The sequence below is a fragment of the Pseudomonas sp. MF6776 genome, from assembly GCF_016613125.1.
In the GTDB taxonomy this organism is placed as follows: domain Bacteria; phylum Pseudomonadota; class Gammaproteobacteria; order Pseudomonadales; family Pseudomonadaceae; genus Aquipseudomonas; species Aquipseudomonas iridis.
Map to the genome: position 1 here is coordinate 105,329 of NZ_JAENSQ010000013.1, position 24,467 is coordinate 129,795.

The window sequence follows — 24,467 nt, forward strand, 5'->3', positions numbered from 1 at the left end:
GCTCCTACTGGGGTTTTGCGTTTTGTCAGTTACTTCAAATCAAACCGATCCAGATTCATCACCTTCGTCCACGCTGCGACGAAGTCCTTAACAAACTGTTCCTTAGCATCCGCACTCGCATACACCTCCGCGACCGCCCGCAATATCGCGTTGGAACCAAACACCAGATCAACCCGCGTCGCCGTCCATTTCACGCTACCGTTTTTACGGTCGCGGCCTTCAAACGCGTCCGCGTCCGGTGAGGTCGGCTTCCACTCCACGCCCATGTCCAGCAGGTTGGTGAAGAAGTCGTTGGTCAGCGCTTCGGTCTGACTGGTGAACACGCCATGGCGGGTTTGTCCGACGTTAGTGTTCAGCACCCGCAGACCACCGAGCAACACGGTCATTTCCGGCGCGGTCAGGGTGAGCAATTGCGCCTTGTCGATCAGCAGCGCCTCGGCCGCTACGGTGTATTTACCCTTGCTGTAATTGCGGAAGCCATCGGCAATCGGCTCGAGAAAACCGAATGACTCGACGTCGGTCTGCTCCTGAGTCGCATCCGTACGTCCCGGCGAAAATGGCACGGTGACCGCGTGGCCGGCATTTTTCGCCGCTTGCTCGACCCCGGCATTACCCGCCAGCACGATCAGGTCGGCCAGCGAAACTTTCTTGCCGGTTGCGCCGCCATTGAACTCGCCCTGAATCCCTTCGAGGGTTTGCAGGACCTTGGCCAATTGCTCAGGCTGGTTGGCCTGCCAGAACTTCTGCGGTGCCAGACGCAGGCGACCACCGTTGGCGCCACCGCGTTTGTCCGAACCACGGAACGTCGACGCCGCCGCCCAGGCGGTCGAAACCAGTTGCGAGACGGAAAGCCCCGATGCCAGCACTTTGCTTTTCAGCGTGGCCACATCGTTATCGTCGATCAGCGGATGAGTGACCTCGGGAATCGGGTCTTGCCACAGCAGCTCCTCGTTCGGCAGTTCCGGGCCGAGGTAGCGTGACAGCGGGCCCATGTCGCGGTGGATCAACTTGTACCAGGCGCGGGCAAATGCATCGGCCAACTGGTCGGGATTGGCCAGGAAACGCCGGGAGATCTGCTCGTAAGCTGGATCGAAGCGCAGCGCCAGGTCAGACGTCAGCATGGTCGGGTCGATACGTTTGTTCGGGTCATGGGCATGGGGAATGGTGCCCGCGCCCGCGCCATTTTTCGGTTTCCATTGGTGCGCGCCGGCCGGGCTTTTCGTCAGCTCCCACTCGAAGCCGAACAGGTTTTCCAGGTAGTTGTTGCTCCACTGGGTTGGCGTGGTGGTCCAGGTCACTTCAAGGCCACTGGTGATGGTGTCAGCGCCCTTGCCGGTGCCAAAGCTGTTTCTCCAGCCCAGACCTTGTTCTTCCAGCCCGGCGGCTTCCGGTTCAGCACCGACGTTATCGGCAGGGCCGGCGCCGTGGGTTTTGCCGAAAGCGTGGCCGCCGGCGATCAGCGCCACGGTTTCCTCATCGTTCATGGCCATGCGGCCGAAGGTTTCGCGAATGTCGTGGGCCGACGCTACCGGGTCCGGATTGCCCTCGGGGCCTTCCGGGTTCACATAAATCAGACCCATCTGCACCGCAGCCAGCGGGTTTTCGAGATTGCGTTCACCCTGGTCGGTGCGGCTTTCTTCTTTGCCATGCAAATCCGGCTCGGCGACCAGCGTACCGTCACCGGGCTCCTGCATCGGCTCCTTGCTTTTGCCGTAACGGCTGTCGCCGCCCAGCCATTCGTTTTCCGAGCCCCAGTACACGTCCTCATCCGGTTCCCAGACATCCGCGCGACCACCGGAGAAGCCGAAGGTCTTGAAGCCCATGGATTCCAGCGCGACGTTACCGGTGAGAACAATCAGGTCAGCCCAGGAAATATTGCGACCATATTTCTGTTTGATAGGCCACAGCAGGCGGCGGGCCTTGTCGAGACTGACGTTGTCCGGCCAGCTATTGAGCGGGGCAAAACGTTGCTGGCCGGAGCCGGCACCACCGCGGCCATCCGCGGTGCGATAGGTACCGGCGCTGTGCCAGGCCATGCGCACGAAGAGCGGGCCATAGTGGCCAAAGTCTGCCGGCCACCAGTCCTGGGAGTCGGTCATCAGTGCGCGCAGGTCTTGTTTCAGCGCCTGGAAGTCCAGGCTTTTGAAGGCTTTGGCGTAGTCGAAGTCCTTGCCCAGCGGATCGGACTTGGGCGAGTGCTGACTCAGGATCTTCAGGTTGAGTTGATTCGGCCACCAGTCACGGTTCGTCGTACCACCACCGGCGGCGTGGTTGAACGGGCATTTCGATTCATTTGCCATGTTCGGGTCCTTATCAGGTCTGCGACGGCCGGCTCGTGCCGACTTCGGACTTGTAAGGCTAGACCCGAGTTGGCGAGTCGGCTAATAGCCCGACTATTGGACGCTGATAGGCAGAGTCTTTTACCGTAGATGTTGCTGCAAAACCCTCACTCGGCATAGCGCATAACCCCCTGTAGGAGCTGCCGAAGGCTGCGATCTTTTGACGTTGGTCTTTAAAAAGCAAGATCAAAAGATCGCAGCCTGCGGCAGCTCCTACACGGGATTGCGCAGTCAACTCGACTGCGCGGCCTCGTCCTCAAGCACGTCGTCGAGAATGTCCTCTTGCCCCGGTATTTCAGTAATCACACTGAAATCCGTAACCTCCACCGCGCCCAGTCCATAACCCAGCAAATGAAACGAGAACGCCTTGCGCTGCTGCGGGTTCTCAAAGCTGAAATCCATCTCCAGCGGTTGATCCGCCGTGGCGACCATTTCTGCTGGCAAGCCCAGTTGCACGTCCTGCTCGAACTCCTTGGCCTTGAGCTGGATGTACGCCGCCTGTTGCGGATCGACAGAGCGCACGGTCAGGCGCACGCGGGTGTGCGAGCCCTTGGGCATTTCCAGGTATTGCGCGCCGATCAGATTGTCGGCCCAGTCGTCGTTGATTTGTGCTTGCAGCGCAATGACGTTGGTGCTGCCGAACTGATAGCGATGGTTGAGTGGGGTGCGCAGCAGCGACAGGTCGAGTGCCGAGGCGCGGGCGGCGACTTGCCGGGCGCGCTGGCCGCTGTAGCTTCCCTTGAACGTGGCGCTCTCGGCGATGAAGCCGGCGCTTTCGTAATAGCGGCAGCGGCGCGGCATGTCACATTCGGAAAAGATGCCCTGACCGTCGTGATAGCGCAGTTTGCCGTTGGTGTACGACATGATTTCACGACCGGAATCGTAGTCGCGAAACAGCGAACGGCCACTTAGGGCGGAGGGCACGGGCAGGTCGAAGTAGTCGAGGATCGACGTGCTCAGATCCACATGACCGTAGACCCCGGCATTTAGTCGCGGCAGTTGTGGTTGCTCCGGCGCCAGCGTCAGATTGAAGCCCCACGACGAGGCCAGACGTACGCCGTCGATGCCGTGGGATTCATCGGAGGTGATCACCACCAGCGTGTCTTTGAGCACACCTTGGCGCTCAAGCCCTGCGAGGAACTGGTCCAGCGCATCGTCCAGATAACCGACGGCGGCCTGCTTGGGTGTCTCGTAGCGCTCCAGGTATTCGTCCGGCGCGGAGTAGGGCTGATGAGTGCCGACCGTCAACAACGTCAGCATCCACGGCTGTTTCTGCTTGTTCAGTTGGCCGACGTAATCCAGCGCACCCTCGAAGAACGCTTTGTCATCCTTGCCCCACGGAAACTCCAGGTAGTTGGCATTGGTGAACCATTCCAGGCCATGAGTCGCATCGAAACCGATGTGCGGCATGATCTTGTCTTTGGCCATGAAGCGCAGGCCGGCGCCTTGCAGGTAGTGGGTGCTGAAGCCATGTTTGCGCAACTGTGCCGGCAGGCAGGCCTGATTGCGTTCCTTCTGGGTGAGCATTTCCACGCCTTTGGGCGTGCCGTTGTTGAGTTTGTCGTAATCGCCACAGAGCATCGCGTACAGACCGCGAATGGTCTGGTGCGTGTGCAGAACGTAATCCGGAGTGTTCATGCCGCGCTCGGCCCAGCGGCTGAGGTTGGGCATAAGGTCTTCCTGATAATGGCTGCCGATGGCTTCGCGATTGGCGCGGATGTAAGCCCCGGGAATGCCTTCCAGGGCAATGATCAAGACGTTGCGTGCTTGCCCCGGCGCGGCCAGCAGTTTTTGACCGTTGAGGTCAACGTCGGTGAGCCCGGCCATCGCCGGTGTGGCTTCTTCGACATCACCGTCAAGCCATTCCTCGGCCTGAATCTGAAAATCGGCGACCTGAGTGGCGAGCAATTGATGCGGCAGGTTGTACGCGCGCCACGGATCGTCCTCGCTCGGCCACAGATTCTGCGCGCCCCAGTGCGCGGCGAACAATACCAGCGGCGCGCTCCAGACCGCGCGGGGCAGGGGTGGGCGGACAATGCCGCGACCGGTGAACTGCGTCAGCAGCCAGAACGCCAAGGCCAGCAGCAATGTGATGCCCAGCGCCGGATGCGCCAAACCACCGCCGGTGGAGTTTTCGACAAATTGCGGATCAATCAGGTAATGCAGATCGGAAGGATTCGGCAAACGGCCAACAGCGCTGACCAACTCGGCCGTTGCCACCGCCAGCAGCGCCCAGAACACCAGCACCGGCATCGCCAGCCACCATGCCCGGCGATGCAGCAGAACCACCAGCAGACTGCCAATGGCCAAATCCGATAAATAGCCAAGCGGTGTCGACCAGCCCAACGTCGCGCGCAGGCACACCGGCACAACCAGTACCAGCAGAATCAGAGAGAACAGGCGGGCATGCGGCTGCCGCAACCAGCGAAAAAGAGCGCTCACAAAAAAAGACCTTCCAGTCATTAAATCGTCAAAAAAGTGTGGGTGATGATACCAAGGGTGAGCTGTCTGATCGCCTTTTAAAACTTGAAGGTGATCCGGTGTCGGGAGCACTTGTAAGCGTGGGCACCGAGCTGGAGCCCAGTCAGGGGCGGGTGTCTGACAATTAACCGGAATACGGCAGGCGAATCGGTGCAGGCGTTTTTTTGTTTCAGGCTGTTAACCGAAACTGGAGTCCGCCTGCACCGACTTTTGCTCAGTTCAAGCCATCATCAAAAATGCTTTCAATCGACAGCTCAAACGCCCGGGCAATCTGGAAGGCTGAGGATCCACATCAAGCCCATAACTGGCCACACGCAAGTCCACGCGATGTGCGGCGCGCCGACGTTTTACAAAAGCCGTTGCTGAAGGTCAGCAGCGCTGAAGCGGCAACCGCGAAGCCCAGCGCTTTCGATCAGCTTGGCAACAGCCCTTCATCCCTGGCATTTAACGTCTTGCTTTCTGGACAGGGTAAGGGCCACTCAGTAGCATTTGCGCTCAACGGACTTTCCCTGTGCACATCCTTCGACGTGCAATTCTCAAGGAATCGACATGCGCGAAACCCCAAAGGCCGAACAACGGACGGTCGTGACGCTGGTCAACGGCGAGATTCACTACGAAAGCCAGATCAGTTTCAGCTCGGTGTCGATCGTCAATGGCGAGGTGCGTGTGCATTCCGCTGTCGGCGATCGACTAGACGTCGAGGTTCCCGGCGCGGACTTCGCGCTGCGCTTTGATCTGAACGAAGTGCAAAAAATACCGGTGGCGCACCAGACGCCGGTTGAACCCGTGCCTGCCGATGACAGCTTGAAGTTGTTCACCTGGAAAACCGTGCTGATCACCCTCGGGCTGTGGTTCTTCGTCGGTTCGGTTTTCGGTTGGCTGGGGTTTTTCGTTGCAGCCGGATATTTCGGTTACCAGTGGCGCCAGGTGGCAAAGCGCAAGGAACAGCTGGCTCAGGTAACCGCAGCTCCAGCCGTGCCCCGTTCCGGATCGGGTATGTCACGAGAGAGCGTGCGCAACGCATTGGCCCGCAAGCGTTGATGCGGTGCACAGCTAAAGCTAAAAAAGGGGCGGCCTGATCAACGATCAGGCCGCCCCTTTTTTGTTACCGCTTAGTCAGATCAATGCATTTTGCTGTGATCGTGACCTTCCATGTTGGTCAGCGAACGCACGCTGGCCTTCACTTCAACGGTTTCTTTTTCGCCTTTGGCGTTTTCCACGGTCAGGGTCAGCGGCACGGATTCGCCTTCTTTCAACTGACCGGTCAGGCCCATCAGCATGACGTGGTAACCGTTCGGATCAAGCTTGACGGCTTTACCAGCCGGCAGGTCGACCGATTTGACCGGGCCCATGCTCATGACGTCGTTCTTCATGCTCATTTCGTGAATCTGCACGTCCTTGGCCACAGGGGTCGCGACGCTGAGCAGCTTGCTGTCGCTGTCGGCGGTGAGGGTCATGAACGCGCCGCTGGCGGACTGGGACGGCACGGTTGCACGCACCCACGCATCGTCGACCTTGGTCTGCGCCGAAACCTGAAAGGCCAGGCCCAGCAGAGACAGACCGAGTACCGCGCGTTTGATGTTGTTCAGAACCGGTTGCATTAGCAAACCTCCATAACAGTAAGCAAATCTTCCGTGCATTCTTCTGCCGAAAGCGAGGTGGACAGACCCAGGCGCAGTTCGCCGCGCGAGTCGAAGACGTAACTGGTGGAAGTGTGCGAGATGGTGTAGGTGTCGCCGGCCGGCACCTTCTCGAAAAACACGTCGAATTCCTTGGCCGTGGCCTTGGTTTCCTCAAGCGTGCCGTACAGCGCGACGAACGTCGGGTCGAAGGCTTTGACGTAGGCGTCGAGGATTTGCGGCGTGTCGCGCTCGGGGTCGAGGGTGATGAAGATCACCTGCAAGCGATCGCCGTCCCTGCCCATCAGTTTTTTGATTTTTGCTGCGCGGGCCAGGGTGGTCGGGCAGACCGCCGGGCACTGGGTGAAGCCGAAGAACACCATCGGCATCAGGCCGCGGAAGCTCGACAGGGTCATGGTATCGCCGTCGGTGTCCTTCAGTTTGAAGGTGCGGCCCATGATCTTGTTACTCAGATCCTTGCCGTACTTGTACGACAGTTGGCCGCGGGTGTCGCAGCCGGCGAGCAGGCCGAGCCCGAGTACGCCCATTCCCGCAAGTACCTTGCGGCGAGTCAACAAAGCCGTCATCTAATACCGCCTTTTGCAGCCCGTCAGTCGGCAGGACCGGCGGGGTGGGTTAACCGTAAAAGCGGCGCATGATAACAAACTGAACCGGTGAGTCGGTTTTCGATCGGCTGACAGGGTGTCGCAGGGCGACAAAAGGTGTAAGAAAAAGTGACCAGCGCGAGCGATGGCGTGATGAAGGCGTTATTGGCTCATAACCGCTGCGCTCAAACACCAACGGTTGCGCCCCTCTTGCTTGGCCTCATATAGACAAGTGTCGGCCGCTTTCAACAACGAGGCCGACGTGACCGTGTCGTCGACGGGATGACGCGTGGTGATGCCGGCACTGGCTGTGACATACCCCAGAGGATGTCCGGCATGTTCCATCTTCAGCGCACGAATACTCTGCAAAATGTCCTCGGTGACCTGAATCGCCCCAGCGCTATCGGTATTGGGCAATAACACGGTGAACTCTTCGCCGCCATAGCGTACGGCCAGGTCACCCGGACGTTTGACCGCTTGATGGATCGCCTGCCCGACCACGCTCAGGCAATCATCACCCGTCGCATGCCCGTATTGGTCGTTGTAGCGTTTGAAGTGGTCGACATCGAGCATGATCAACGACAGCGCCGAGCCTTGGCGACGGGCCAATCGAATTTCATCGGCCAGCGAATTGTCCAGGCGTCGACGGTTGCCAAGCCCGGTCAGGGCGTCAGTCAATGCCATGTCGCGCATGGTCTGATGGGCGTGGCGGATTTGTCGTTCCATCGCCATACGCTGGCGCAACTGGCTCAGGACGATGAGCCCGAAACAGCTCAGCACCAGAATCAGAAACACCGGCACGAAGCCGTTCTTCAGCAAATCCTGCTGCCAGGGTTCGATGATTGAATCACGCGACAGACCCGCCTCGACCACCAGTGGATAGGTCGTGAGGGCGCGATAGCCATACAAACGCTCGGTGTCGTCGACGACGGCGCGCACTTGCGCGATGCCTGAGTAGAGATGCGGGGTTGTTTGTGTTCCGCTCTGGCGAGTGGCGTCCGAGCATGAACATCTCCTTGGGTTTATTGCACACGTGAAGCGGGTAACAGTATGACAAGGATCGCCGCGAAGGTCGGGATCGCAGCGAAATCCTTGATCAGTGTCGCGTGATTGTCCTTTTTGGGTTGACGGTGAAACGCTTTTCAGCCGATTTATCCAGCGCTGGAGTGTCAGTAATCTGGGCCCATCTTGAACGCAACAAGAACTTCCCCCACCCAAAAGGACTGCACAGATGAACACTCCAACCTACAACCGCCTCAACAAAGACGACGCCGTAGTACTGCTGGTTGACCACCAGACCGGTTTGATTTCTCTGGTGCAGGACTTCTCGCCGAACGAGTTCAAGAACAACGTTCTGGCGTTGGCTGATCTGGCGAAATTCTTCGAACTGCCGACCATCCTCACCACCAGTTTCGAACAAGGCCCGAACGGCCCATTGGTACCGGAACTGAAAGAGATGTTTCCGGACGCGCCGTACATTGCCCGCCCAGGCCAGATCAACGCCTGGGACAACGAAGACTTCGTCAAAGCGATCAAAGCCACCGGCCGCAAGCAGATCATCATTGCCGGCGTGGTGACTGATGTTTGTGTGGCGTTCCCGACATTGTCGGCACTGGCCGAAGGGTTTGATGTGTTCGTGGTCACCGACGCCTCCGGCACCTTCAACACCACGGTGCAACAAGCCGCATGGAGCCGCATGACTCAGGCCGGCGCACAGATGATGAACTGGTTCTCGGTAGCCTGTGAGCTGCACCGCGACTGGCGCAACGACATCGAAGGACTGGGCAATCTGCTGTCGCAGCGGATTCCGAACTATCGCAACTTGATGAATGGTTATGCGGCGCTGACGGCGCAGCAAAAATAAGTCGACGCTGACTGACTAAAAGCCTGCCCTGAAAAGCAGGCTTTTGTTCGTTCAACTGAACACAAAACATCCTGTAGGCGCATTCGAGTGCAGCGAGGCTGCGATTATTCTGATCTTTAAATCAGGATCAAAAGATCGCAGCGTGCCGCAGCTCCTACAGGGGGCGGTAGTGTCTAGACGGGTGAGGGGACCACCGCCTTGTCGGTGTCCCGCCCTTTGAACGTCAGCCAGAAAAGCAGCAGCACCGCGACCGAGAAACCGGCCGGAAACAGCCAGATGCTGCGCCAGTCATGCCCGTTTGGTGAGGCAAAGTGGTCGGTAATCTGGCCTGCGATCCAGAAGCCGATCAGCATGCCCAAACCGTAAGTCGCCAGGGTAATCAGGCCTTGAGCCGAGCTGCGAAAGCGCTCTGGGGCCTTGGCGTCGGTGTAGATCTGCCCGCAGACGAAGAAAAAATCGTAGCAAACGCCGTGCAGGGCAATACCGATGAGCAGCATGAACGCCTGATCACCGTTGTCGCCGAAGGCAAACAGCACGTATCGCAGCGCCCACGCCAGCATGCCGACCAGCAAAGCAATCTTGATGCCGAAGCGCTGGATGAACAGTGGCAGAAGCAGCATGAACAGCACTTCGGACACTTGCCCGATGGCCATCTTCGCCGTGGGATTGGTGACGCCGATTTCGGCGAGGAACGGGTTGGCATTCTGGTAATAAAACGCCAGAGGAATGCAGATCAAAATGGACGCGAGGAAGAACACCAGATAGCTGCGATCCTTGAGCAGACTCAACGCATCCACACCCAGCATCTGCTTAAGGCTTGCCGACCCATCAGTAGATTTCAGCGGGGCGGTGTTCGGCAGGCTGAAGCTGTAAAGCCCCAATACCAGCGACGCAACGGCAGACATCAGGAAGGTGTTGCGCAGGCCGCCCGCCGCGATGGCCTGTTGGGAGTCCCAGGCAAAGCCGAAGCTGATGACGATGCCGGCGACAATCCAGCCGACGGTGCCCCAGACCCGTATGCGCGAAAACTCGAGGGCCGGGTCTTTGATTTGGCGGAACGCCACCGCATTGACCAGGGCCAGCGTCGGCATGTAGACCATCATGTAAGCCAGCACATAGGGATAAAAATCGCTGAAATCCGCCGCCTGATAGAGCTGGAACAGCAGCACTGCGCCGATCAGGTGCAGCACCGCCAGGATGCGTTCGGCGTTGAAGAACCGATCGGCAATCAGGCCAATGACGAAGGGCGCAATGATCGCGCCCCACGACTGGGTCGAGAACGCCATCCCCACCTGTCCACCGCTGGCCGCCAGCGTTGTGGTGAGGAAGGTGCCGAGGGTGACGAACCAGCCACCCCAGATAAAAAACTGCAAAAACATCATGACGCTGAGACGCGCATTCATTACGTTCATTTCAATCACCGTATTATTTTTATGTCGGTAACAGCGGTAAATCAGTGGTCGTTGAGCCCCAAAAGACGTCGATTCGATTGCGCGTCAGCGCTCACGCTGGCGAAGTCGTCGAACGCCTTGCGGGTCTTGGTGATCATGTGTTGTTCAATGAATGCGGCGCCTTCGGCAGCGCCTTGAGCAGCATCTTTCAGACAGCATTCCCACTCGAGCACGGCCCAGCCGTTGAAGTCGTATTGGGTCAACTTGCTGAAGATTGATTTGAAGTCGATCTGGCCATCGCCCAGCGAGCGGAATCTGCCCGGACGATCAACCCAGCCTTGATAGCCGCCGTAGACACCGGAGCGTGCATCGGGGCGGAACTCTGCGTCTTTCACATGAAACATGCGGATGCGCTCGTGATAGCGATCAATGAAGCCCAGATAATCCATCTGCTGTAACAACAAGTGGGTCGGGTCATACAGAATCGCCGCGCGCGGATGATGATTCACCGCCTCAAGAAAGCGTTCGAAAGAGGCGCCGTCGTGCAGGTCTTCGCCGGGATGGATTTCGTAACAGAGGTCGACACCGGCCTCGTCGAAGCAGTCGAGTATGGGTAGCCAGCGCTTGGCCAGTTCAGCAAAACCTTGCTCGACCAGACCGGCAGGGCGTTGCGGCCACGGGTAGACATACGGCCAGAGCAGGGCGCCGGAAAAGGTTGCATGGGCTGTCAGCCCCAGGCGCTGACTGGCGCGCGCCGCGAGCTTCATCTGGTTGATCGCCCACTCGGTGCGCGCTTGCGGCTTGCCGCGCACATCCCGTGGGGCGAAGTCGTCGAAGAGGCTGTCGAACGCCGGATGCACCGCGACCAGTTGGCCTTGCAGATGCGTCGACAATTCGCTGATCACCACGCCGGCCTTGGCGCAGATTGCGATGAGTTCGTCGCAGTAATCCTGACTGTCGGCGGCGCGCTCAAGATCAATGAAACGCGTGCCAAGGGTTGGCAACTGGATGGCCTTGTAGCCTTGCGAGGCCGCCCACTGTGCAATGTTGGCGAGGGAGTCGAAGGGCGCTTCGTCCGAGATGAATTGCGCGAGAAAGATGCCCGGGCCGCGCATGCCGCCAGGGTTTGTTTGATCAGTTTTCATTGGCGGATGCTCCGATTGACTGGTGAGGTATTTCGCTCCACTTGGCATCGCCGCGATGGTTGGCGATAGCGGTTTCGATGAAGGCCATGCCGCGCAGGCCGGTCTCTATGCCCGGCACGCCTGGCGCATCAGGGCCGCTCGTGCCCTCAAGAATCGCCTGCGCGAGGTCGCCATAAAGATTCGCCATGGCCTCCAGATAACCTTCCGGGTGCCCGGCGGGCAGGCGCATGCGTCGGGTTGCTGCTTCACATAACCACGCTTGGCCGAGGCCGGATCGCAGCACGCGCATGGGTTCGTTCAATGGTCGGTGGATCAGGCTGGCGGGCTCTTCCTGACGCCACTCCAGGCCGCCCTTGTCGCCATACAGACGAATTTTCAGCGGATTCTCTTCGCCCGCGCAGACCTGACTGGCGATCAACACACCGCTGGCGCCGTCGGCCATTTTGAACAGCATGGCGGCGTCGTCATCCAGTTGACGGCTGCTGAAATGCGAGCCGAGCATCGCGCTGATGAACTGGATGGGCTGACCGGCGACAAACTCCGCCAGGGAAAACGCGTGAGTGCCGATGTCACCGATGCAGCCGCCGATGCCCGATTGCTCTGGGTTGTCGCGCCAGTCGGCCTGCTTGTTGCCTTGTCCGGCGACGTCGGTGCTGAGCCAGCCTTGCGGGTATTCGACGAGGACTTTGCGCAGGCGACCAATAACGCCGCTGGCAACCATTTCCCGAGCCTGCCATACCATCGCGTAACCCAGATACGTGTGCGCCAGCGCGTAGATTCGCTGACTGCTGCTGACGACGCGCTCGAGCGCCTGCACTTCGGCCAGATTGAGCGCAGCAGGCTTCTCGCTGAAAACATGGAAACCGGCGCTCAACGCTGCGCTGGCAACAGGCGCGTGCAAGTGATTAGGCGTGACGATCACCAGCAGCTCCATGCGCTGATCGGGCGACAACATGGATTCGGCGGCGAGCATGTCTTGCCAGGTGTCATAACAGCGTTTCGCGGGCAGCCCCAGTGCGGTGCCGCTGCGCTGATTGTTTTGCACGTCTCGGCTGAACGCACCGCAGACTAGTTCGAAGCGTCCATCGAGGCCGGCTGCCTGCCGGTGTGCCTGAGCGATGAAGGCGCCTTCACCCCCACCGACGAAGCCCATTCTTATTTTTCGAGCAGCAGCAATCATGGCAATTGTCTCTGTGGAGAGTGCATAAGTTGTCTATGATGTAACCGGTTACATCGCAGGCGAAATCTAGGCTTGAAATGCACCGCTGTCAAACCTCGTCTGACGAATGTCGGCGTTTCGGCGCGCGCCGCGGTGCGGTAAGCTCGGCGGCCGATTTGATTGAAAGAGCGAGGCAGACTTGTCCAATATCCGCGAAGTGGCACGGCTGGCGGGCGTTTCGGTGGCAACAGTGTCTAGAACGCTGAAGTCGCCGGAGCGCGTACTGCCCGACACCCGCGATCGGGTCATGGCTGCCGTCGAACAGGCCGGGTATAGGCCGAACCTGATGGCGGTGCAGTTTCGCTCACGCAGAACCGGGAACCTGGTGATTCTGGTCCCGACCATCGCCAACACGTTTTTCGCCCGGGTCATCAGCGGTGCACAAAAGGCTGCGCATGCCGCCGGCTACAGATTGTTGCTCTGCGACACTCAAGGCCGCCAAGCACTGGAGCGCCAGTTCGCCGATCTGGTGTACGCCCATCAAGCGGATGGCGTGATTCAACTGCGCGCCTTCGATCCCTTCGAAGGCTCCACTTCGGGGAAGGATCTGCCGCCGATCGTCAATGCCTGCGAAGTAATCCAGCAAGGGCGTCATCCGACAATCAGCCTCGATAACGTCGCGGCCGCCAAGGCGATGACTGAGCATTTGATTGCGCTTGGGCATCGGCGCATAGGCCTGATCAAAGGGTCGAAAGGCAGTCCGCTGACGCGAGATCGTTTGGCGGGGTACGAACAGGCTATTCGCCAGGCGGGCCTTGTGCTGGACGATGCGCTTGTTTGTCACGGGGATTTCAGTCTGGCTGCGGGCTATGACGGCGCCGGAAAAATGCTTGCGCTCGATGACCGGCCGAGTGCGCTGTTTTGTGAAAATGACGAGATGGCGATTGGTGCGTTGAAGCGCATCAAGGAGGAGGGGTTGCGCGTCCCGGAGGATATTTCGCTGGCGGGATTCGATGACATTCCGATGGCGGCTTATTGCGATCCGCCGCTGACAACCATTTCCCAACCGGCGGAAATGTTCGGCGAGAAAGCCGTCGAAATGCTGATTGCGCTGATCGAGAAACAGCCGTTGCCTGCCCGACATGTGGTGTTGCCGTTCCAGCTGACGCCACGTGACAGCACGGCTCGACTTGACTGACTCATCTGTCAGCACGCATTGCGCAGGTGCCGAACGCTTTAATCGCTTTGCGGCTTCAGCGTTTGATACCACTCGGCATACGGCGTGTTGTTCACTTTGTATCGGTTGTAATCCGCACTGCCGTCCTCCCACCAGACCGGGCCACGTTCGCCCAGTGCCACTTTGGCGGCTTGCACATGCGCCCTCGCTGCTTTCAATTTTTGCGGGTCACCCAGCGACTTCGCCGCTTTTACTTCGCGTCGCGCAGTCATCAAGTCGTCGACCAGATGCTGGCGTTGTTGCGGGTCCAAAGACGGGTTACTGCATCGCCAAAGCTGTTCTTTGACCACGAAATAACGGCCGTCAGGCGTGGTTGGATACATCTGCTAACCCCTCTGAAGATGCAGGCGCTTCTGGCATGTTGATAGCCGAGATCACGGGGCGCTCAACGGCAGAATCAAAGCCTATGCCGCAGCGCCTGCACGGGTCGGTTGAGGGTTACGGCATTTTCGCTTCGTACAGCAAATCACTGACTCGCGACACCAGGGTATCGACCGCAAAAGGCTTGGTCAGCACTTGCATGCCCGGCCCGAGTTGAGCGCTGCCGATGACGGCGTTTTCGGCGTAGCCGGTGATGAACAGGGTTTTGAGTTTCGGGCGGATTTCCCGGCCCGCGTCGGCCATTTGCCGGCCGTTCATGCCGCCCGGCAAGCCGACATCGGTGATGAGCAGGTCGATCTGCGCGTTGGAGCGCAACGTCTCAAGGCCTTCGATGCTGTCAGCCGCATCCAGCACGGTATAGCCGAGTTCGCTGAGCACGTCTTTGAGCAGCATGCGCACCGTGGGTTCGTCGTCGACGATAAGGATGGTCTCGCCTGCTTTTACCAGCGGTGTTGCCGTGCTGCGGGTGGCGTCGTGATTTTGTTTGGCTTCGCCGCGATAGCGTGGCAGGTAGATGCACATCGTGGTGCCTTGGCCGACTTTTGAATGCACACGCACATGGCCACCGGATTGTTTGGTGAAGCCGTAGATCATCGACAGCCCCAGACCTGTGCCCTGACCGAGCGGTTTGGTGGTGAAAAACGGGTCGAAGGCCTTGGCGATAACTTCAGTGCTCATGCCGGTGCCGGTGTCGGTGACGCAGAGGCAAAGGTACTCGCCCTCGGGAATGTCCAGCGTGCGAACCGACTCGACGGCCACGGCGCGATTGGCGGTTTCCACCGTGATGCTGCCGCCATCCGGCATGGCATCGCGGGCGTTGATGCACAGATTCAGCAGAGCGTTTTCCAACTGGCTGGCATCGACCAGCGCCGGCCACAGATCGGGTGCCACTAACGTCTTCAGGCGAATGCTCGGGCCGACGGTGCGCTGGATCAACTCGGTCATCCCGACAATCAGCGTGTTGACGTCCGTTGGCCGCGGATCGAGAGTCTGGCGTCGGGAGAACGCCAGCAATCGATGGGTGAGCGCCGCCGCACGTTTGGTCGCGCCCTGGGCGGTGGCCAAATACTTGTCGACGTCCTTGAAGCGGCCCTGAGAGATGCGTTTTTGCATCAGTTCCAGGGCGGCGGAAATGCCGGCCAGCAGATTGTTGAAGTCATGGGCGAGGCCGCCGGTCAGTTGCCCGACGGCTTCCATTTTCTGAGATTGCCGCAGCTTTTCCTCGGCTTGCATGAGATCGGCAGTGCGCGCGATTACACGTTGTTCCAGGGTGTCGTTGAGCGCGCGCAGTGCCGCGTTGGCCCGATCGCGCTCGGCCTCGACACTGCGTCGCTCTTCCACATCGATCAGCACGCCGGGGAAGCGCAGCGCCGTACCGTCGTCGGCGCACTCGACGCGCCCGTTGGCCTCGAGCCAGTTGTATTTGCCATCGGCGTCGCGCACCCGATACTGATGGGAATAGGCGCCGCCGCGGGCAATCGCTTCGTTGATCGCACCGATGAGTCCGTCCCGGTCGTCGGAGTGAACGGTCGTCACCACTTGTTCCAGGCTCAGACCGGTGCGGCCCAGAGCCGGGTCGAGATTGAACACCTTGGCGAAGGCTTCATCCACGGTAAAGCTATCGGTCGGCAGGTCCCAGTGCCATGTGCCGATAATGGCGCCGGCGGCGAGGGCGAGTTGTACACGCTCGACGTTTTCACGCGCGAGTGCTTCGCTGACGCGCAGGCGCTCTTCGGCGTCGCGTCGTTCGGTAACGTCATTAAATAGGATCGCGATTTGCCGGTCGGCCGGATCGCCGACTCGTACGGCACGTACGTCGAACCATCGCTCAAAGGTGTTGGCGTAACTTTCGAAGTTCGCCGGTTCGCCAGTCTTGGCCACGTGCCCGTAGGTCTCGAACCAGAACTTTTCCAGGTTGGGTGCAAACTCGGTCACCCATTTACCCCGCAGATTGACCCCGCATTGACGTTCGAACGCCGGATTAGCCTCGACGAAGTAGTAATCCACCGGACGATCGTCGGCGTCGAATTTGACCTTGACGATGGCGAATGCAGCTTCGATGGTTTCCAGAATGGTGCTGAAGCGTTCTTCGCTCAGGCGCAGCGCCGTTTCGGCACTGCGCGAGCGCGTCAGATCAAGCATCGCGCCGATGATGCGTTCGGCGCGGCCGTCGGCGTCGCGGATCAAGTGGCCGCGGTCGAGCACTTCGGCGTAGGAACCGTCCTGGCAGCGGAAGCGGTACTCGGCGCTCCAGGTCGATCCGCTGCCGTCGATGGCCGAGCGTATCGATTCCTCGACGCGTTCGCGATCCTGCGGATGGATCTGGGCAAAGCGCCATTCACTCGTCGAGTCGATGGCCGCACACGGGAATCCATAAGCCTGTTGCAGGGCTTCGTTCCAGACAATCTGCCGGGTCTGTAAATCCCAGTCCCAGACCGCATCGCGTGTGGCCTTGAGCGCCAGGCGATAGCGCTCTTGCGATTCGAAAAGTGCACGGCCAGCGAGATGCTCCTGAGTGCGGTCACGAAGGATTTTCACGAAGCCCAAATGGGATTGATCGTCAGCATAGAGCGGCATCAGTTCGCCCGACGCCCAGAACAATTGGCCGTCCTTGCGCAGGTGCCAGCGCTCATCGGAGGCGCGCCCTTCAAGCAGAGCGCGCTGCATTTCCATTTCAACGCGACCCGAAGCGCGATCCGTCGGCGTGAAAAAAATCGCGGCGCTTTGGCCGAGTATTTCCTCGGCGTTCCAGCCCATGACATTGACGGCGCCGGCGTTCCATTCGGTAATGTTGCCTCGCGGATCGGTGGCGACCATGGCGAAATCGATCGCGCACTCGAAGATCGCACGCTGGCGCGCTTCACTGGCGGCGAGCGCCGCACGGCTGGCGGCCAGTTGTGCGGCGATATCGTGCTGTGCGCCGTTGACGAGTGTTTGTCCTGCGCTGGTTTCCAGCGCCTGGCGCAGGCGCATGACCTCTGACTCAAGCGCTTCGCGGGTAAGATGTTTCAGGATTTTCACCACTTACGCCTGATTGATTATTGTGGTCCGGGCTCGTTCAGCGTGCTGCAAACGAACACTACGGGTCACCCATTGACACGGCGCGACCTACATAAGTTGCAGCCTTGAAGGGCGGCGCTTGCGGATCTACAACGACTGCCCGTTATCCAGCGTGTCGAGCAGCATTTGCCCGCGTTGCCAAAGGGCCTGCTGTTTGGCTTCAGGCATGCGGTCGAGGTTTTTGTAGAGCATGCCCATGCGCTGATTGCTGCGCAGCAGGTTGCCGTGGCGCATCAGAAAATGCCAGTACAACGAATTGAACGGGCAGGCATTGTCGGTGGTGCTTTCACTTACCTTGTAGGCGCAATCGCGACAGTAATCGGACATTCGCTTGATGTACTGGCCGCTGGCGCAGTAGGGCTTGGAGCCCAGGTATCCGCCATCGGCGTGCATGACCATGCCCAGGGTGTTGGGCAACTCGACCCAGTCGAACGCGTCCATGTAAATGGCCAGATACCACTCGCAGATCTCGCTCGGCGCGATGCCGGCCAGCAAGGCGAAATTGCCCGTGACCATGAGCCGCTGGATGTGGTGTGCATAGGCATGTTTGAGACTTTGCCCGATGGCCTGGCGCATGCAGTTCATCTGTGTTTCGCCGGTCCAGTAGAACTCCGGCAATGGCCTGGTGTTACCGAATGAATTGCCTTCGGCGTAGTCAGGCATTTTCAGCCAGTAGACCCCGCGCACATATTCACGCCAGCCGATCAGTTGCCGAATGAAGCCTTCGGCGGCGTTCAGGGCGACGCTGCCCGCCCAATAGGCCGACTCGACGTCGTTGCACAGTTGCCGCAGATCGAGCAAGCCGATGTTGAGCGCGGCACTGATGCGCGCATGGAACAGAAACGGCTCGTCGCTGGCCATGGCGTCCTGATAATCACCAAAACCGGCCAGGCCGAAATCCAGAAAGTATTGCCAAAGCGCTTGGGCGTCGGCGTGGGTCACCGGGTAGTTGAAGTCGTCCACAGCGCCGTAGTGACTGGCGAAACGCTCGCGCACCAAAGCGAGGACTTGCTGAGTGACAGGGTCCGCGCTGAAGTTGAGCGGGTAGGGCGGCTTCACGCCTTTGGGCAGCGACTTGCGGTTGTCGGCGTCAAAATTCCACGCGCCACCCACCGGAGTGCCGTCGCCATTGAGCAACAGCCTGCTTTTGCGGCGCATCTCGCGGTAGAAGTACTCCATGCGCAGCTGCTTTTTACCGGCCGCCCAATCGGCGAACTCGGCGCGGGTGCATAGAAAACGGCTGTCACTGTGCCAATGGATGGGCAAACCACAATCGCGCAGCGAATGCTCCAAACGCCAGTCGCCGCATTCGGTCAGGTGCAACTCGTCCGGCTTTAGAAGCGCATGCCAGCGCTGCAACTCACTCGGCACAGCGCCGGTGTTTTGCGGATCGTCGAGCCTGACGTACTGCACCTGAAAGCCTTGCTCCTGCAACGCCTGAGCAAAATGACGCATGGCGCTGAACACCAGAACAATTTTTTGCGGATGGTGAGGAACATGGCTGGCTTCCTCCATCACCTCGACCAAAAGGACGGTGTCGCGTTCGCGATCAAGCCCTTGCAACGAGGCGAGATCGAAAGATAACTGGTCACCGAGGACCAGGCACAAGCGGTTAACAGTCTTCATTCGAACGCAATCAGCCTGATGAGAGGCAATAGAGGTAGCCAGTGGTGGGAAAGTCCTTACTCAGATAGTTGTACGGAAAGTTGGTTTTGTATAGGTTTTTTTGCTAGCCGGGATACACCGGGTAATCGATATAACCTTCAGCGCTGCCGCCATACACCGTGGCCGGGTTCGGCGCATTCAGCGGCCAGCCGTTGGCGATTCGCGCAGGCAGATCCGGATTGGCCATGAACGGCCGACCGAAAGCGACCAAATCGGCGAGACCGGAGTCGAGCAACTGCGCACCGGATTCGGCGTTGTAGCGCCCGGCATAGATGATCGCGCCGCTGAAGGTATCGCGCACCGCTTGGCGGAAGGTTTGCGGCATCGCTGGCGCGTCGTCCCAATCGGCTTCGGCGATGGACAGATAAGCAATGCCGACGTCCTCCAGCACCTTGATCGCTTCTATATAGGTGGTGTGCGGATCTTCCTCGACCAGGCCCAGGTACGTGCGCGCCTCATCGGTGGTAGTGAACAGCGGTGCGAAGCGCACGCCGACCTTCTCCTTGCCAATGCACTCGGCGACGCCCGCCACCACTTCGCGCAGAAAACGCAGGCGATTGTGCAGCGAACCACCGTATTGATCGGTGCGCAGATTGCTGTGGGCGGAGATGAACTGATTGACCAGATAGCCATTGGCGCAGTGCAGTTCGATGCCGTCGAAACCGGCCTCCATCGCGTTGCGTGCTGCCTGGATATAGAGCTGGATCAGCTCCTGAACTTCATCAGTGCTCAACGCGCGCGGTGCGGACGGCGGCACCAACTCGCCTTTGCCTGGCGCGGTTTCGATGAACACACTGACGCGGTCGGTCGCCACGGCGGAAGCCGATACCGGCGCCGCACCGCCAGGTTGCAACGCGCTGTGCGACACACGGCCCACGTGCCAGAGCTGGGCGAAAATCACCCCGTCGACGGCATGCACGGCATCGGTGACTTTGCGCCATCCGGCGATTTGCTCGGGGGTGTGAATGCCCGGCGTCCAGGCATAACCCTGGCCCCGCGGCTCGATCTGCGTGCCTTCGGTCACCAGCAAACCCGCGCCGGCGCGCTGCTGGTAGTACTCGGCCATCAATTCATTGGCGATGTTGCCCGGTTGGGTACTGCGCTGGCGGGTGAGAGGCGGCAGGACGATGCGGTTTTTCAGGGTGTGCAGGCCCAATTGGGTGGGATTGAAGAAACTGCTGTTGTTCATGAATGACCTTTTTTACTGGTTTATTAGACCAGTCAACTATTGAGTGAGCGTAAAAAACGCCGTGCATGACGCGCACGGCGTTCGGGTAGTTTGTCCCGCGAGGGCTTGGCGTGAGAAATCAGCCGAGCACCTTCAGCAGTTTTTCGGCGACCGCTGCGGAGCTGGCAGGGTTCTGGCCAGTGACCAATTGCCCGTCGGCCACCACATGCACTTGCCAGTCGGCGACTTTGGAGTAGTAACCGCCAAGACGCTGGAACTCGTCTTCGATCAGGAACGGCACGACATCAGTCAAACCGACCGCGGCCTCTTCGGCGTTAGTGAAACCGGTGACCTGGCGATGCTGGATCAGCGGTTTGCCCTCGGCATTCAAAACGTGGCGCAGTACGCCCGGTGCGTGGCAAACGAAACCGTGCGGCTTGTTGCTGCGGTCGAAGGCTTCGATCAAAGCGATCGACTGTTTATCTTCGGCCAGATCCCACAACGGGCCGTGGCCACCTGGGTAGAACACCGCATCGAAATCATCCGCCCGAACATCCGCCAGACGCCCGGTATTGGCCAGTGCCTGTTGGGCGGCCGGATCATTGCGAAAGCGATCGGTCTCGGCGGTCTGTGCGTCTGGCTCGTCGCTTTTCGGATCCAGAGGTGGCTGGCCACCGGCCGGGGACACCAGCGTGACTTCAGCACCGGCGTCCTTGAAGGCGTAGTAAGGAGCAGCGAACTCTTCGAGCCAGAAGCCGGTTTTCTTGCCGGTGTCGCCAAGTTGATCGTGCGAAGTCAGAACCATCAAGATTTTCATAAAGCACCCTTGGTTGATCAGGTGGCGTCGCTGCGCAACGGATTTGCGAAACGCCGACACCGGGAGATGAGTTGTCGGAGCGCAGCATAGATTCCAATTAGACCAGTCGTCTAGTAGTTTTTTCTACGCAGGTTTTTCACTGACAGATATGGCAAACTCCCGTTCCCTGGAAATATACGACTGGTCTATTGTCTGGTAATTTGCGCCCCATGAAACCGACCTACGACGACACCCGCCAACACTTGCTCGATACCGGCCACCGGATGATGGCCGAGAAGGGCTTCACCAGTGTCGGCCTTAATGAAATCCTGCAAACCGCTGGCGTGCCCAAGGGCTCGTTCTATCACTATTTCAAATCCAAAGAGCTCTACGGCCAGGCCTTGCTCGAGGATTACTTTGTCGGTTATCTCGCCGACATGGAGCGGCGCCTGACTTTGCCGGGCCTTACGGCTTATGAGCGGTTGATGGATTACTGGCTGGGCTGGCAGAACCGCTGCACGCTCGAAGGGCATGGCGATGAGTGTCTGGTGGTGAAACTCAGCGCCGAAGTCGCCGACCTGTCCGAGTCGATGCGCCTCACCTTGCGTGATGGCGCCGAACAAGTGGTGTCGCGCATTACCCTGTGCATCGAGCAGGGCCAGGCTGAAAACAGCCTTCCTGACGCCGATGCTCGCCAATTGGCGGAAACCCTGTACCAGATGTGGTTGGGCGCCAGTCTTCTGAACAAGTTGCAGCGCACCGGGCAGTCGCTGAACACGTCGATGGCGACCACCCGGCAACTGCTCAGCGTTTGAGTTCGACGGTCGGCTAAAGCGCCGCCCATTGATCCCGATATTGCAGCAGAAAATCAACGAAGGCCCGCACGTGTTGCGGCACGTAGCGGCCGTGCGGATACAGCAAGGTGTAAGGCCGGGAACGACCTTTATAGGGCTGCAGGACTTCGACGAGTCGGCCGTCCGCCAATTCCTGCTCGACAATGAATTTGTAGGTCTGGAACACCCCGGCACCGTGCTTGGCCAGGGTCACGCCACCGAGCACATCGTCGGAGCAGGAATAACCGCCGTCCGAAATAATCTCTCGATCGCTGCCATTTTCCTGAAACAGCCATGAAATCCGCCGCCCGCTGCTGGGCAGTTCGAACTGGATGCACTCGTGTTCCACCAGATCCTCCAGCGTCTGCGGCGTACCGGCCTTGTGCAGATACTCGGGCGAGGCGACCACCACCAGTTTGGCGTCCTCTAAAAGGCGCGCAATCATCGTTGAGTCCGGTTGGGCGCGGACGCGGATTGCCAAGTCGTAGCCCTCCGCGACGAAGTCGATGTTGCGATTACCCAAGTGGATATCGACGGTGACGTCGGGGTACAGCGCACGAAATTTTGGCAGCAGCGGCAGGATGCGGTGATGCCCGTATGTGGTCGGCAGGCTGATGCGCAATCTTCCTGACGCACTTGTCTGTGCGCCCATGACCTCTTGCTGAGCTTCAACCAGTTGGGTCAGCGCCTGGTTGCACTGGACGAAGAAGTTGCTACCGGCCTCGGTCAAGCGAATGCTGCGCGTGGTTCGCGCAAAGAGCCGAGCACCGAGCCGTTGTTCCAGACGGAGAATCGACCGGCTCACCGCTGCCGGAGTCACTCCGGCGAGCTGCGCAGCCGCAGTGAAGCTGCCCGCTTCGGCGGCGAGGCAAAAGAGTTCGATACTGCCCAACTGCAAGTCTTCAAAGTGGCGCTTCATAATCGATTACACCGAGGCTCAACGGATATTTCATCCCGGTATTTACCACAACAAACGGCACCGCCGGTATAGGCCCACGGTGCCGTTTGTTGTGGCAAGGACAGCGGCTGGATCAATGACCCGCGCTCTGGCCACCGTCGACGTGCAGGATCTCGCCCGTGACAAAGTTCGCGTTATCCAGATAGAGGATCGCTTGCACGATGTCATCAATCTCGCCCATGTGGCCAACCGGGTGGAGATTGCCCAGCGCTTCGTGGGTTTCCACGCCGTGCATTGGCGTCTTGATGATGCCCGGCGAAACCGCGTTGACCCGAATGCCGCGTTTGGCGTACTCGATGGCCAGCGATTTGGTTGCCGCGTTGATGCCACCCTTGGTCAGCGAAGCCAGCACCGAAGGCACGCCGTCAATCGCGTGGTCGACCAGGCTGGTGGTTACGCTGACGACGTGGCCGCTACGGTTTTTTTCCATCTCGGCAATGGCCAGTTGGGTGATGTAGAAGAAGCCGCTCATGTTGGTCGCCACGACCTGGGCGTAATCTTCTTTGCTGTAATCGGTGAACGGTTTGGCGACGAAGATGCCCGCGTTGTTGACCAGCGTGTCGATGCGACCAAAGCGTGCAACGGCTTCACGGATCACCCGCTCGGCGGTTTGCGGATCAGCGATGTCGCCTGCGACGGTCAGAATATCCGGGTCTGACGACGGTTTGACGGAGCGAGACGTCGCGACAACCTGATACCCGCGATCGCGAAAACCCTTGACCAGGCCCGCGCCAATGCCTTGCGAGGCGCCGGTGACCACTACGACTTTATTGGAAGTGCTCATGATGAATTCCTCATTGAATCGATAGAGATTGAGTAGAAAAATCTGCAAATCAGGCGTGAGCTGTCTCTCGTGCCGCCTGCCGTAACGCTTGCTGGTATTCGGCGACCGAGTGCGATCCGGACATCAGTTCTCGATCATTGAGCACCATCGCCGGGACCGAGTTGATGCCTCGCGCCTGATAAAACTGCTGAAGCTCGCGGACCTCCTGACTGAACTCGCCGTTCGCCAACACTTCTTGCGCACGCCCGGTGTCGAGGCCGACTTCGCCCGCCAGATTCACCAGCGTCTGCGCGTCATCCGGGTTCTTGCCATCGGTGAAGTAAGCACGTAACAGGGCTTGCTTCAGTTCACGTTGCCGGCCTTCCATGTGTGCCCAGAACAACAGGCGATGTGCATTGAACGTGTTGAAGAAGTGGCTGCGTTTTTCCAGGTCGAAGCTAAAGCCGATGTCTTTGCCGCGTTGAATGATCATCGCGTTTCGTTCCGCCACTTGCTGAGCGCTACGGCCATATTTGCGCATCATGTGCTCGACGGCGTGCTCACCTGCGGCCGGCATATCCGGGTTCAGCTCGAACGGTTTGTAAGTCAGTTCAACATCGATCTCACCGGCCAGATTCGCAATCGCTTGCTCTAGTGCCGTAGCGCCCAAGGCGCACCATGGGCAGACCACATCCGAGACAAAGTCGATTTTTACCGTGCGGCTCATGACTGCTCGTCCGCTAGCTGCTGGCGGTACTCGGTGGTCGTTATACCGGCGTAACCCCAGTTATCCGTGTCGACTTCTTCAATCACGATGTGCGTGAGTTTTGGGTCCTTGTTGAGTACTCGCTCCATCGTTTCGGTGATCTCTTTGATCACCTGGGCTTTTTGCTCGCGAGTGACGCCGTCACGGGTGATGCGTACGCTGATGAAAGGCATTGGAGTAACTCCACTAGCCAGCCTGTCGGGATGATGGGCTGCTGTTGGAGTGAACTTTAAGAAG

At 59.3% G+C, this 24,467-nt stretch carries 20 protein-coding genes and 1 pseudogene; 4 read left to right on the plus strand and 17 right to left on the minus strand.

All coding sequences use genetic code 11. The features are described from left to right. Positions 1-29 precede the first annotated feature (29 nt). Both katG and JJD74_RS16755 read right to left on the minus strand, forming a co-directional pair. Complete coding sequence (gene katG / locus JJD74_RS16750; protein ID WP_200615910.1) at positions 30-2,300, minus strand: catalase/peroxidase HPI; 2,271 nt, start codon at positions 2,298-2,300, stop codon at positions 30-32. 270 nt (positions 2,301-2,570) lie between these two features. Continuing rightward, positions 2,571-4,781, minus strand: a complete 2,211-nt coding sequence (locus JJD74_RS16755) for an LTA synthase family protein (RefSeq protein ID WP_200615913.1) — start codon at positions 4,779-4,781, stop codon at positions 2,571-2,573. 588 nt (positions 4,782-5,369) lie between these two features. On the opposite strand from JJD74_RS16755, the gene JJD74_RS16760 reads away from it, so the two are divergent. Beyond that, positions 5,370-5,861 carry a hypothetical protein gene (locus JJD74_RS16760; protein ID WP_200615915.1) on the plus strand — a complete coding sequence of 164 codons (492 nt, stop codon included), beginning with the start codon at positions 5,370-5,372 and terminating at the stop codon, positions 5,859-5,861. An 80-nt stretch (positions 5,862-5,941) separates the two neighbouring features. On the opposite strand, the gene JJD74_RS16765 is transcribed toward JJD74_RS16760, so the two are convergent. The 3 genes and pseudogenes from JJD74_RS16765 to JJD74_RS16775 form a co-directional block, all read right to left on the minus strand. Continuing rightward, positions 5,942-6,421, minus strand: a complete 480-nt coding sequence (locus JJD74_RS16765; RefSeq protein WP_042558824.1) for a copper chaperone PCu(A)C — start codon at positions 6,419-6,421, stop codon at positions 5,942-5,944. Next, on the minus strand, positions 6,421-7,026 hold the full coding sequence (locus tag JJD74_RS16770; protein ID WP_200615918.1) for an SCO family protein: 606 nt from the start codon (positions 7,024-7,026) through the stop codon (positions 6,421-6,423). Before JJD74_RS16770 ends, JJD74_RS16765 begins: the two co-directional genes overlap by 1 nt. Positions 7,027-7,206: 180 nt before the next feature. Continuing rightward, positions 7,207-8,010: pseudogene (locus JJD74_RS16775) on the minus strand (GGDEF domain-containing protein); the annotation flags it as partial. A gap of 265 nt (positions 8,011-8,275) precedes the next feature. Here JJD74_RS16775 and ycaC point away from each other — a divergent pair. Then, a complete protein-coding gene (gene ycaC, locus JJD74_RS16780; RefSeq protein ID WP_042558826.1) occupies positions 8,276-8,908 on the plus strand; it encodes an isochorismate family cysteine hydrolase YcaC in 633 nt (210 codons plus the stop codon). A 173-nt stretch (positions 8,909-9,081) separates the two neighbouring features. Here the strand turns inward: ycaC and JJD74_RS16785 are convergent, their stop codons facing one another. From JJD74_RS16785 to JJD74_RS16795, 3 genes are read right to left on the minus strand one after another with little or no spacing between them, the layout of a single operon-like run. Continuing rightward, complete coding sequence (locus JJD74_RS16785) at positions 9,082-10,320, minus strand: nucleoside permease (RefSeq protein ID WP_115146861.1); 1,239 nt, start codon at positions 10,318-10,320, stop codon at positions 9,082-9,084. A 41-nt stretch (positions 10,321-10,361) separates the two neighbouring features. Further along, on the minus strand, positions 10,362-11,444 hold the full coding sequence (locus JJD74_RS16790) for a sugar phosphate isomerase/epimerase family protein (protein WP_200615922.1): 1,083 nt from the start codon (positions 11,442-11,444) through the stop codon (positions 10,362-10,364). Beyond that, positions 11,434-12,624 (minus strand): Gfo/Idh/MocA family protein, encoded by a 1,191-nt coding sequence (locus JJD74_RS16795; RefSeq protein ID WP_200615925.1) that lies wholly within the window; start codon positions 12,622-12,624, stop codon positions 11,434-11,436. Before JJD74_RS16795 ends, JJD74_RS16790 begins: the two co-directional genes overlap by 11 nt. A 178-nt stretch (positions 12,625-12,802) precedes the next feature. Between JJD74_RS16795 and JJD74_RS16800 the strand changes: the two genes are divergently transcribed. Next, positions 12,803-13,801, plus strand: a complete 999-nt coding sequence (locus JJD74_RS16800) for a LacI family DNA-binding transcriptional regulator (RefSeq protein ID WP_200615928.1) — start codon at positions 12,803-12,805, stop codon at positions 13,799-13,801. Between the two features lie 38 nt (positions 13,802-13,839). On the opposite strand, the gene JJD74_RS16805 is transcribed toward JJD74_RS16800, so the two are convergent. From JJD74_RS16805 to JJD74_RS16825, 5 genes are all read right to left on the minus strand, one after another. Beyond that, a complete protein-coding gene (locus JJD74_RS16805) occupies positions 13,840-14,163 on the minus strand; it encodes a hypothetical protein (RefSeq protein ID WP_200615930.1) in 324 nt (107 codons plus the stop codon). 115 nt (positions 14,164-14,278) lie between these two features. Further along, complete coding sequence (locus JJD74_RS16810) at positions 14,279-17,194, minus strand: PAS domain-containing hybrid sensor histidine kinase/response regulator (protein ID WP_200616025.1); 2,916 nt, start codon at positions 17,192-17,194, stop codon at positions 14,279-14,281. 174 nt (positions 17,195-17,368) lie between these two features. Beyond that, positions 17,369-18,907, minus strand: a complete 1,539-nt coding sequence (locus tag JJD74_RS16815) for a cryptochrome/photolyase family protein (protein ID WP_200615934.1) — start codon at positions 18,905-18,907, stop codon at positions 17,369-17,371. 103 nt (positions 18,908-19,010) lie between these two features. After that, positions 19,011-20,135 (minus strand): alkene reductase, encoded by a 1,125-nt coding sequence (locus tag JJD74_RS16820; RefSeq protein WP_200615936.1) that lies wholly within the window; start codon positions 20,133-20,135, stop codon positions 19,011-19,013. A gap of 118 nt (positions 20,136-20,253) precedes the next feature. Continuing rightward, on the minus strand, positions 20,254-20,931 hold the full coding sequence (locus JJD74_RS16825) for a type 1 glutamine amidotransferase domain-containing protein (protein ID WP_200615939.1): 678 nt from the start codon (positions 20,929-20,931) through the stop codon (positions 20,254-20,256). A gap of 209 nt (positions 20,932-21,140) precedes the next feature. Here JJD74_RS16825 and JJD74_RS16830 point away from each other — a divergent pair, with 209 nt between their 5' ends. Next, positions 21,141-21,725, plus strand: a complete 585-nt coding sequence (locus tag JJD74_RS16830; RefSeq protein WP_200615941.1) for a TetR/AcrR family transcriptional regulator — start codon at positions 21,141-21,143, stop codon at positions 21,723-21,725. A gap of 13 nt (positions 21,726-21,738) precedes the next feature. Here JJD74_RS16830 and JJD74_RS16835 read toward each other — a convergent pair whose 3' ends face one another. From JJD74_RS16835 to JJD74_RS16850, 4 genes are all read right to left on the minus strand, one after another. Continuing rightward, positions 21,739-22,662, minus strand: a complete 924-nt coding sequence (locus tag JJD74_RS16835; protein ID WP_047300777.1) for a LysR family transcriptional regulator — start codon at positions 22,660-22,662, stop codon at positions 21,739-21,741. Positions 22,663-22,774: 112 nt separating this feature from the next. Beyond that, positions 22,775-23,485, minus strand: a complete 711-nt coding sequence (locus JJD74_RS16840; protein WP_042562036.1) for an SDR family NAD(P)-dependent oxidoreductase — start codon at positions 23,483-23,485, stop codon at positions 22,775-22,777. 49 nt (positions 23,486-23,534) lie between these two features. Then, positions 23,535-24,191: a DsbA family oxidoreductase gene (locus tag JJD74_RS16845; protein WP_200615943.1), complete on the minus strand. Its 657-nt coding sequence runs from the start codon at positions 24,189-24,191 to the stop codon at positions 23,535-23,537. After that, a complete protein-coding gene (locus tag JJD74_RS16850) occupies positions 24,188-24,403 on the minus strand; it encodes a tautomerase family protein (RefSeq protein WP_042558834.1) in 216 nt (71 codons plus the stop codon). Before JJD74_RS16850 ends, JJD74_RS16845 begins: the two co-directional genes overlap by 4 nt. Positions 24,404-24,467 lie beyond the last annotated feature (64 nt).

Bases quoted from the DNA above. Each gene is read 5' to 3' on its own strand.
- katG (WP_200615910.1), bottom strand. From the start codon at position 2,300: ATGGCAAATGAATCGAAATGCCCGTTCAACCACGCCGCCGGTGGTGGT.
- JJD74_RS16760 (WP_200615915.1), top strand. From the start codon at position 5,370: ATGCGCGAAACCCCAAAGGCCGAACAACGGACGGTCGTGACGCTGGTC.
- JJD74_RS16765 (WP_042558824.1), bottom strand. From the start codon at position 6,421: ATGCAACCGGTTCTGAACAACATCAAACGCGCGGTACTCGGTCTGTCT.
- JJD74_RS16770 (WP_200615918.1), bottom strand. From the start codon at position 7,026: ATGACGGCTTTGTTGACTCGCCGCAAGGTACTTGCGGGAATGGGCGTA.
- ycaC (WP_042558826.1), top strand. From the start codon at position 8,276: ATGAACACTCCAACCTACAACCGCCTCAACAAAGACGACGCCGTAGTA.
- JJD74_RS16785 (WP_115146861.1), bottom strand. From the start codon at position 10,320: ATGAACGTAATGAATGCGCGTCTCAGCGTCATGATGTTTTTGCAGTTT.
- JJD74_RS16790 (WP_200615922.1), bottom strand. From the start codon at position 11,444: ATGAAAACTGATCAAACAAACCCTGGCGGCATGCGCGGCCCGGGCATC.
- JJD74_RS16795 (WP_200615925.1), bottom strand. From the start codon at position 12,624: ATGATTGCTGCTGCTCGAAAAATAAGAATGGGCTTCGTCGGTGGGGGT.
- JJD74_RS16805 (WP_200615930.1), bottom strand. From the start codon at position 14,163: ATGTATCCAACCACGCCTGACGGCCGTTATTTCGTGGTCAAAGAACAG.
- JJD74_RS16810 (WP_200616025.1), bottom strand. From the start codon at position 17,194: ATGCGCCTGCGCCAGGCGCTGGAAACCAGCGCAGGACAAACACTCGTC.
- JJD74_RS16815 (WP_200615934.1), bottom strand. From the start codon at position 18,907: ATGAAGACTGTTAACCGCTTGTGCCTGGTCCTCGGTGACCAGTTATCT.
- JJD74_RS16820 (WP_200615936.1), bottom strand. From the start codon at position 20,135: ATGAACAACAGCAGTTTCTTCAATCCCACCCAATTGGGCCTGCACACC.
- JJD74_RS16825 (WP_200615939.1), bottom strand. From the start codon at position 20,931: ATGAAAATCTTGATGGTTCTGACTTCGCACGATCAACTTGGCGACACC.
- JJD74_RS16830 (WP_200615941.1), top strand. From the start codon at position 21,141: ATGAAACCGACCTACGACGACACCCGCCAACACTTGCTCGATACCGGC.
- JJD74_RS16835 (WP_047300777.1), bottom strand. From the start codon at position 22,662: ATGAAGCGCCACTTTGAAGACTTGCAGTTGGGCAGTATCGAACTCTTT.
- JJD74_RS16840 (WP_042562036.1), bottom strand. From the start codon at position 23,485: ATGAGCACTTCCAATAAAGTCGTAGTGGTCACCGGCGCCTCGCAAGGC.
- JJD74_RS16845 (WP_200615943.1), bottom strand. From the start codon at position 24,191: ATGAGCCGCACGGTAAAAATCGACTTTGTCTCGGATGTGGTCTGCCCA.
- JJD74_RS16850 (WP_042558834.1), bottom strand. From the start codon at position 24,403: ATGCCTTTCATCAGCGTACGCATCACCCGTGACGGCGTCACTCGCGAG.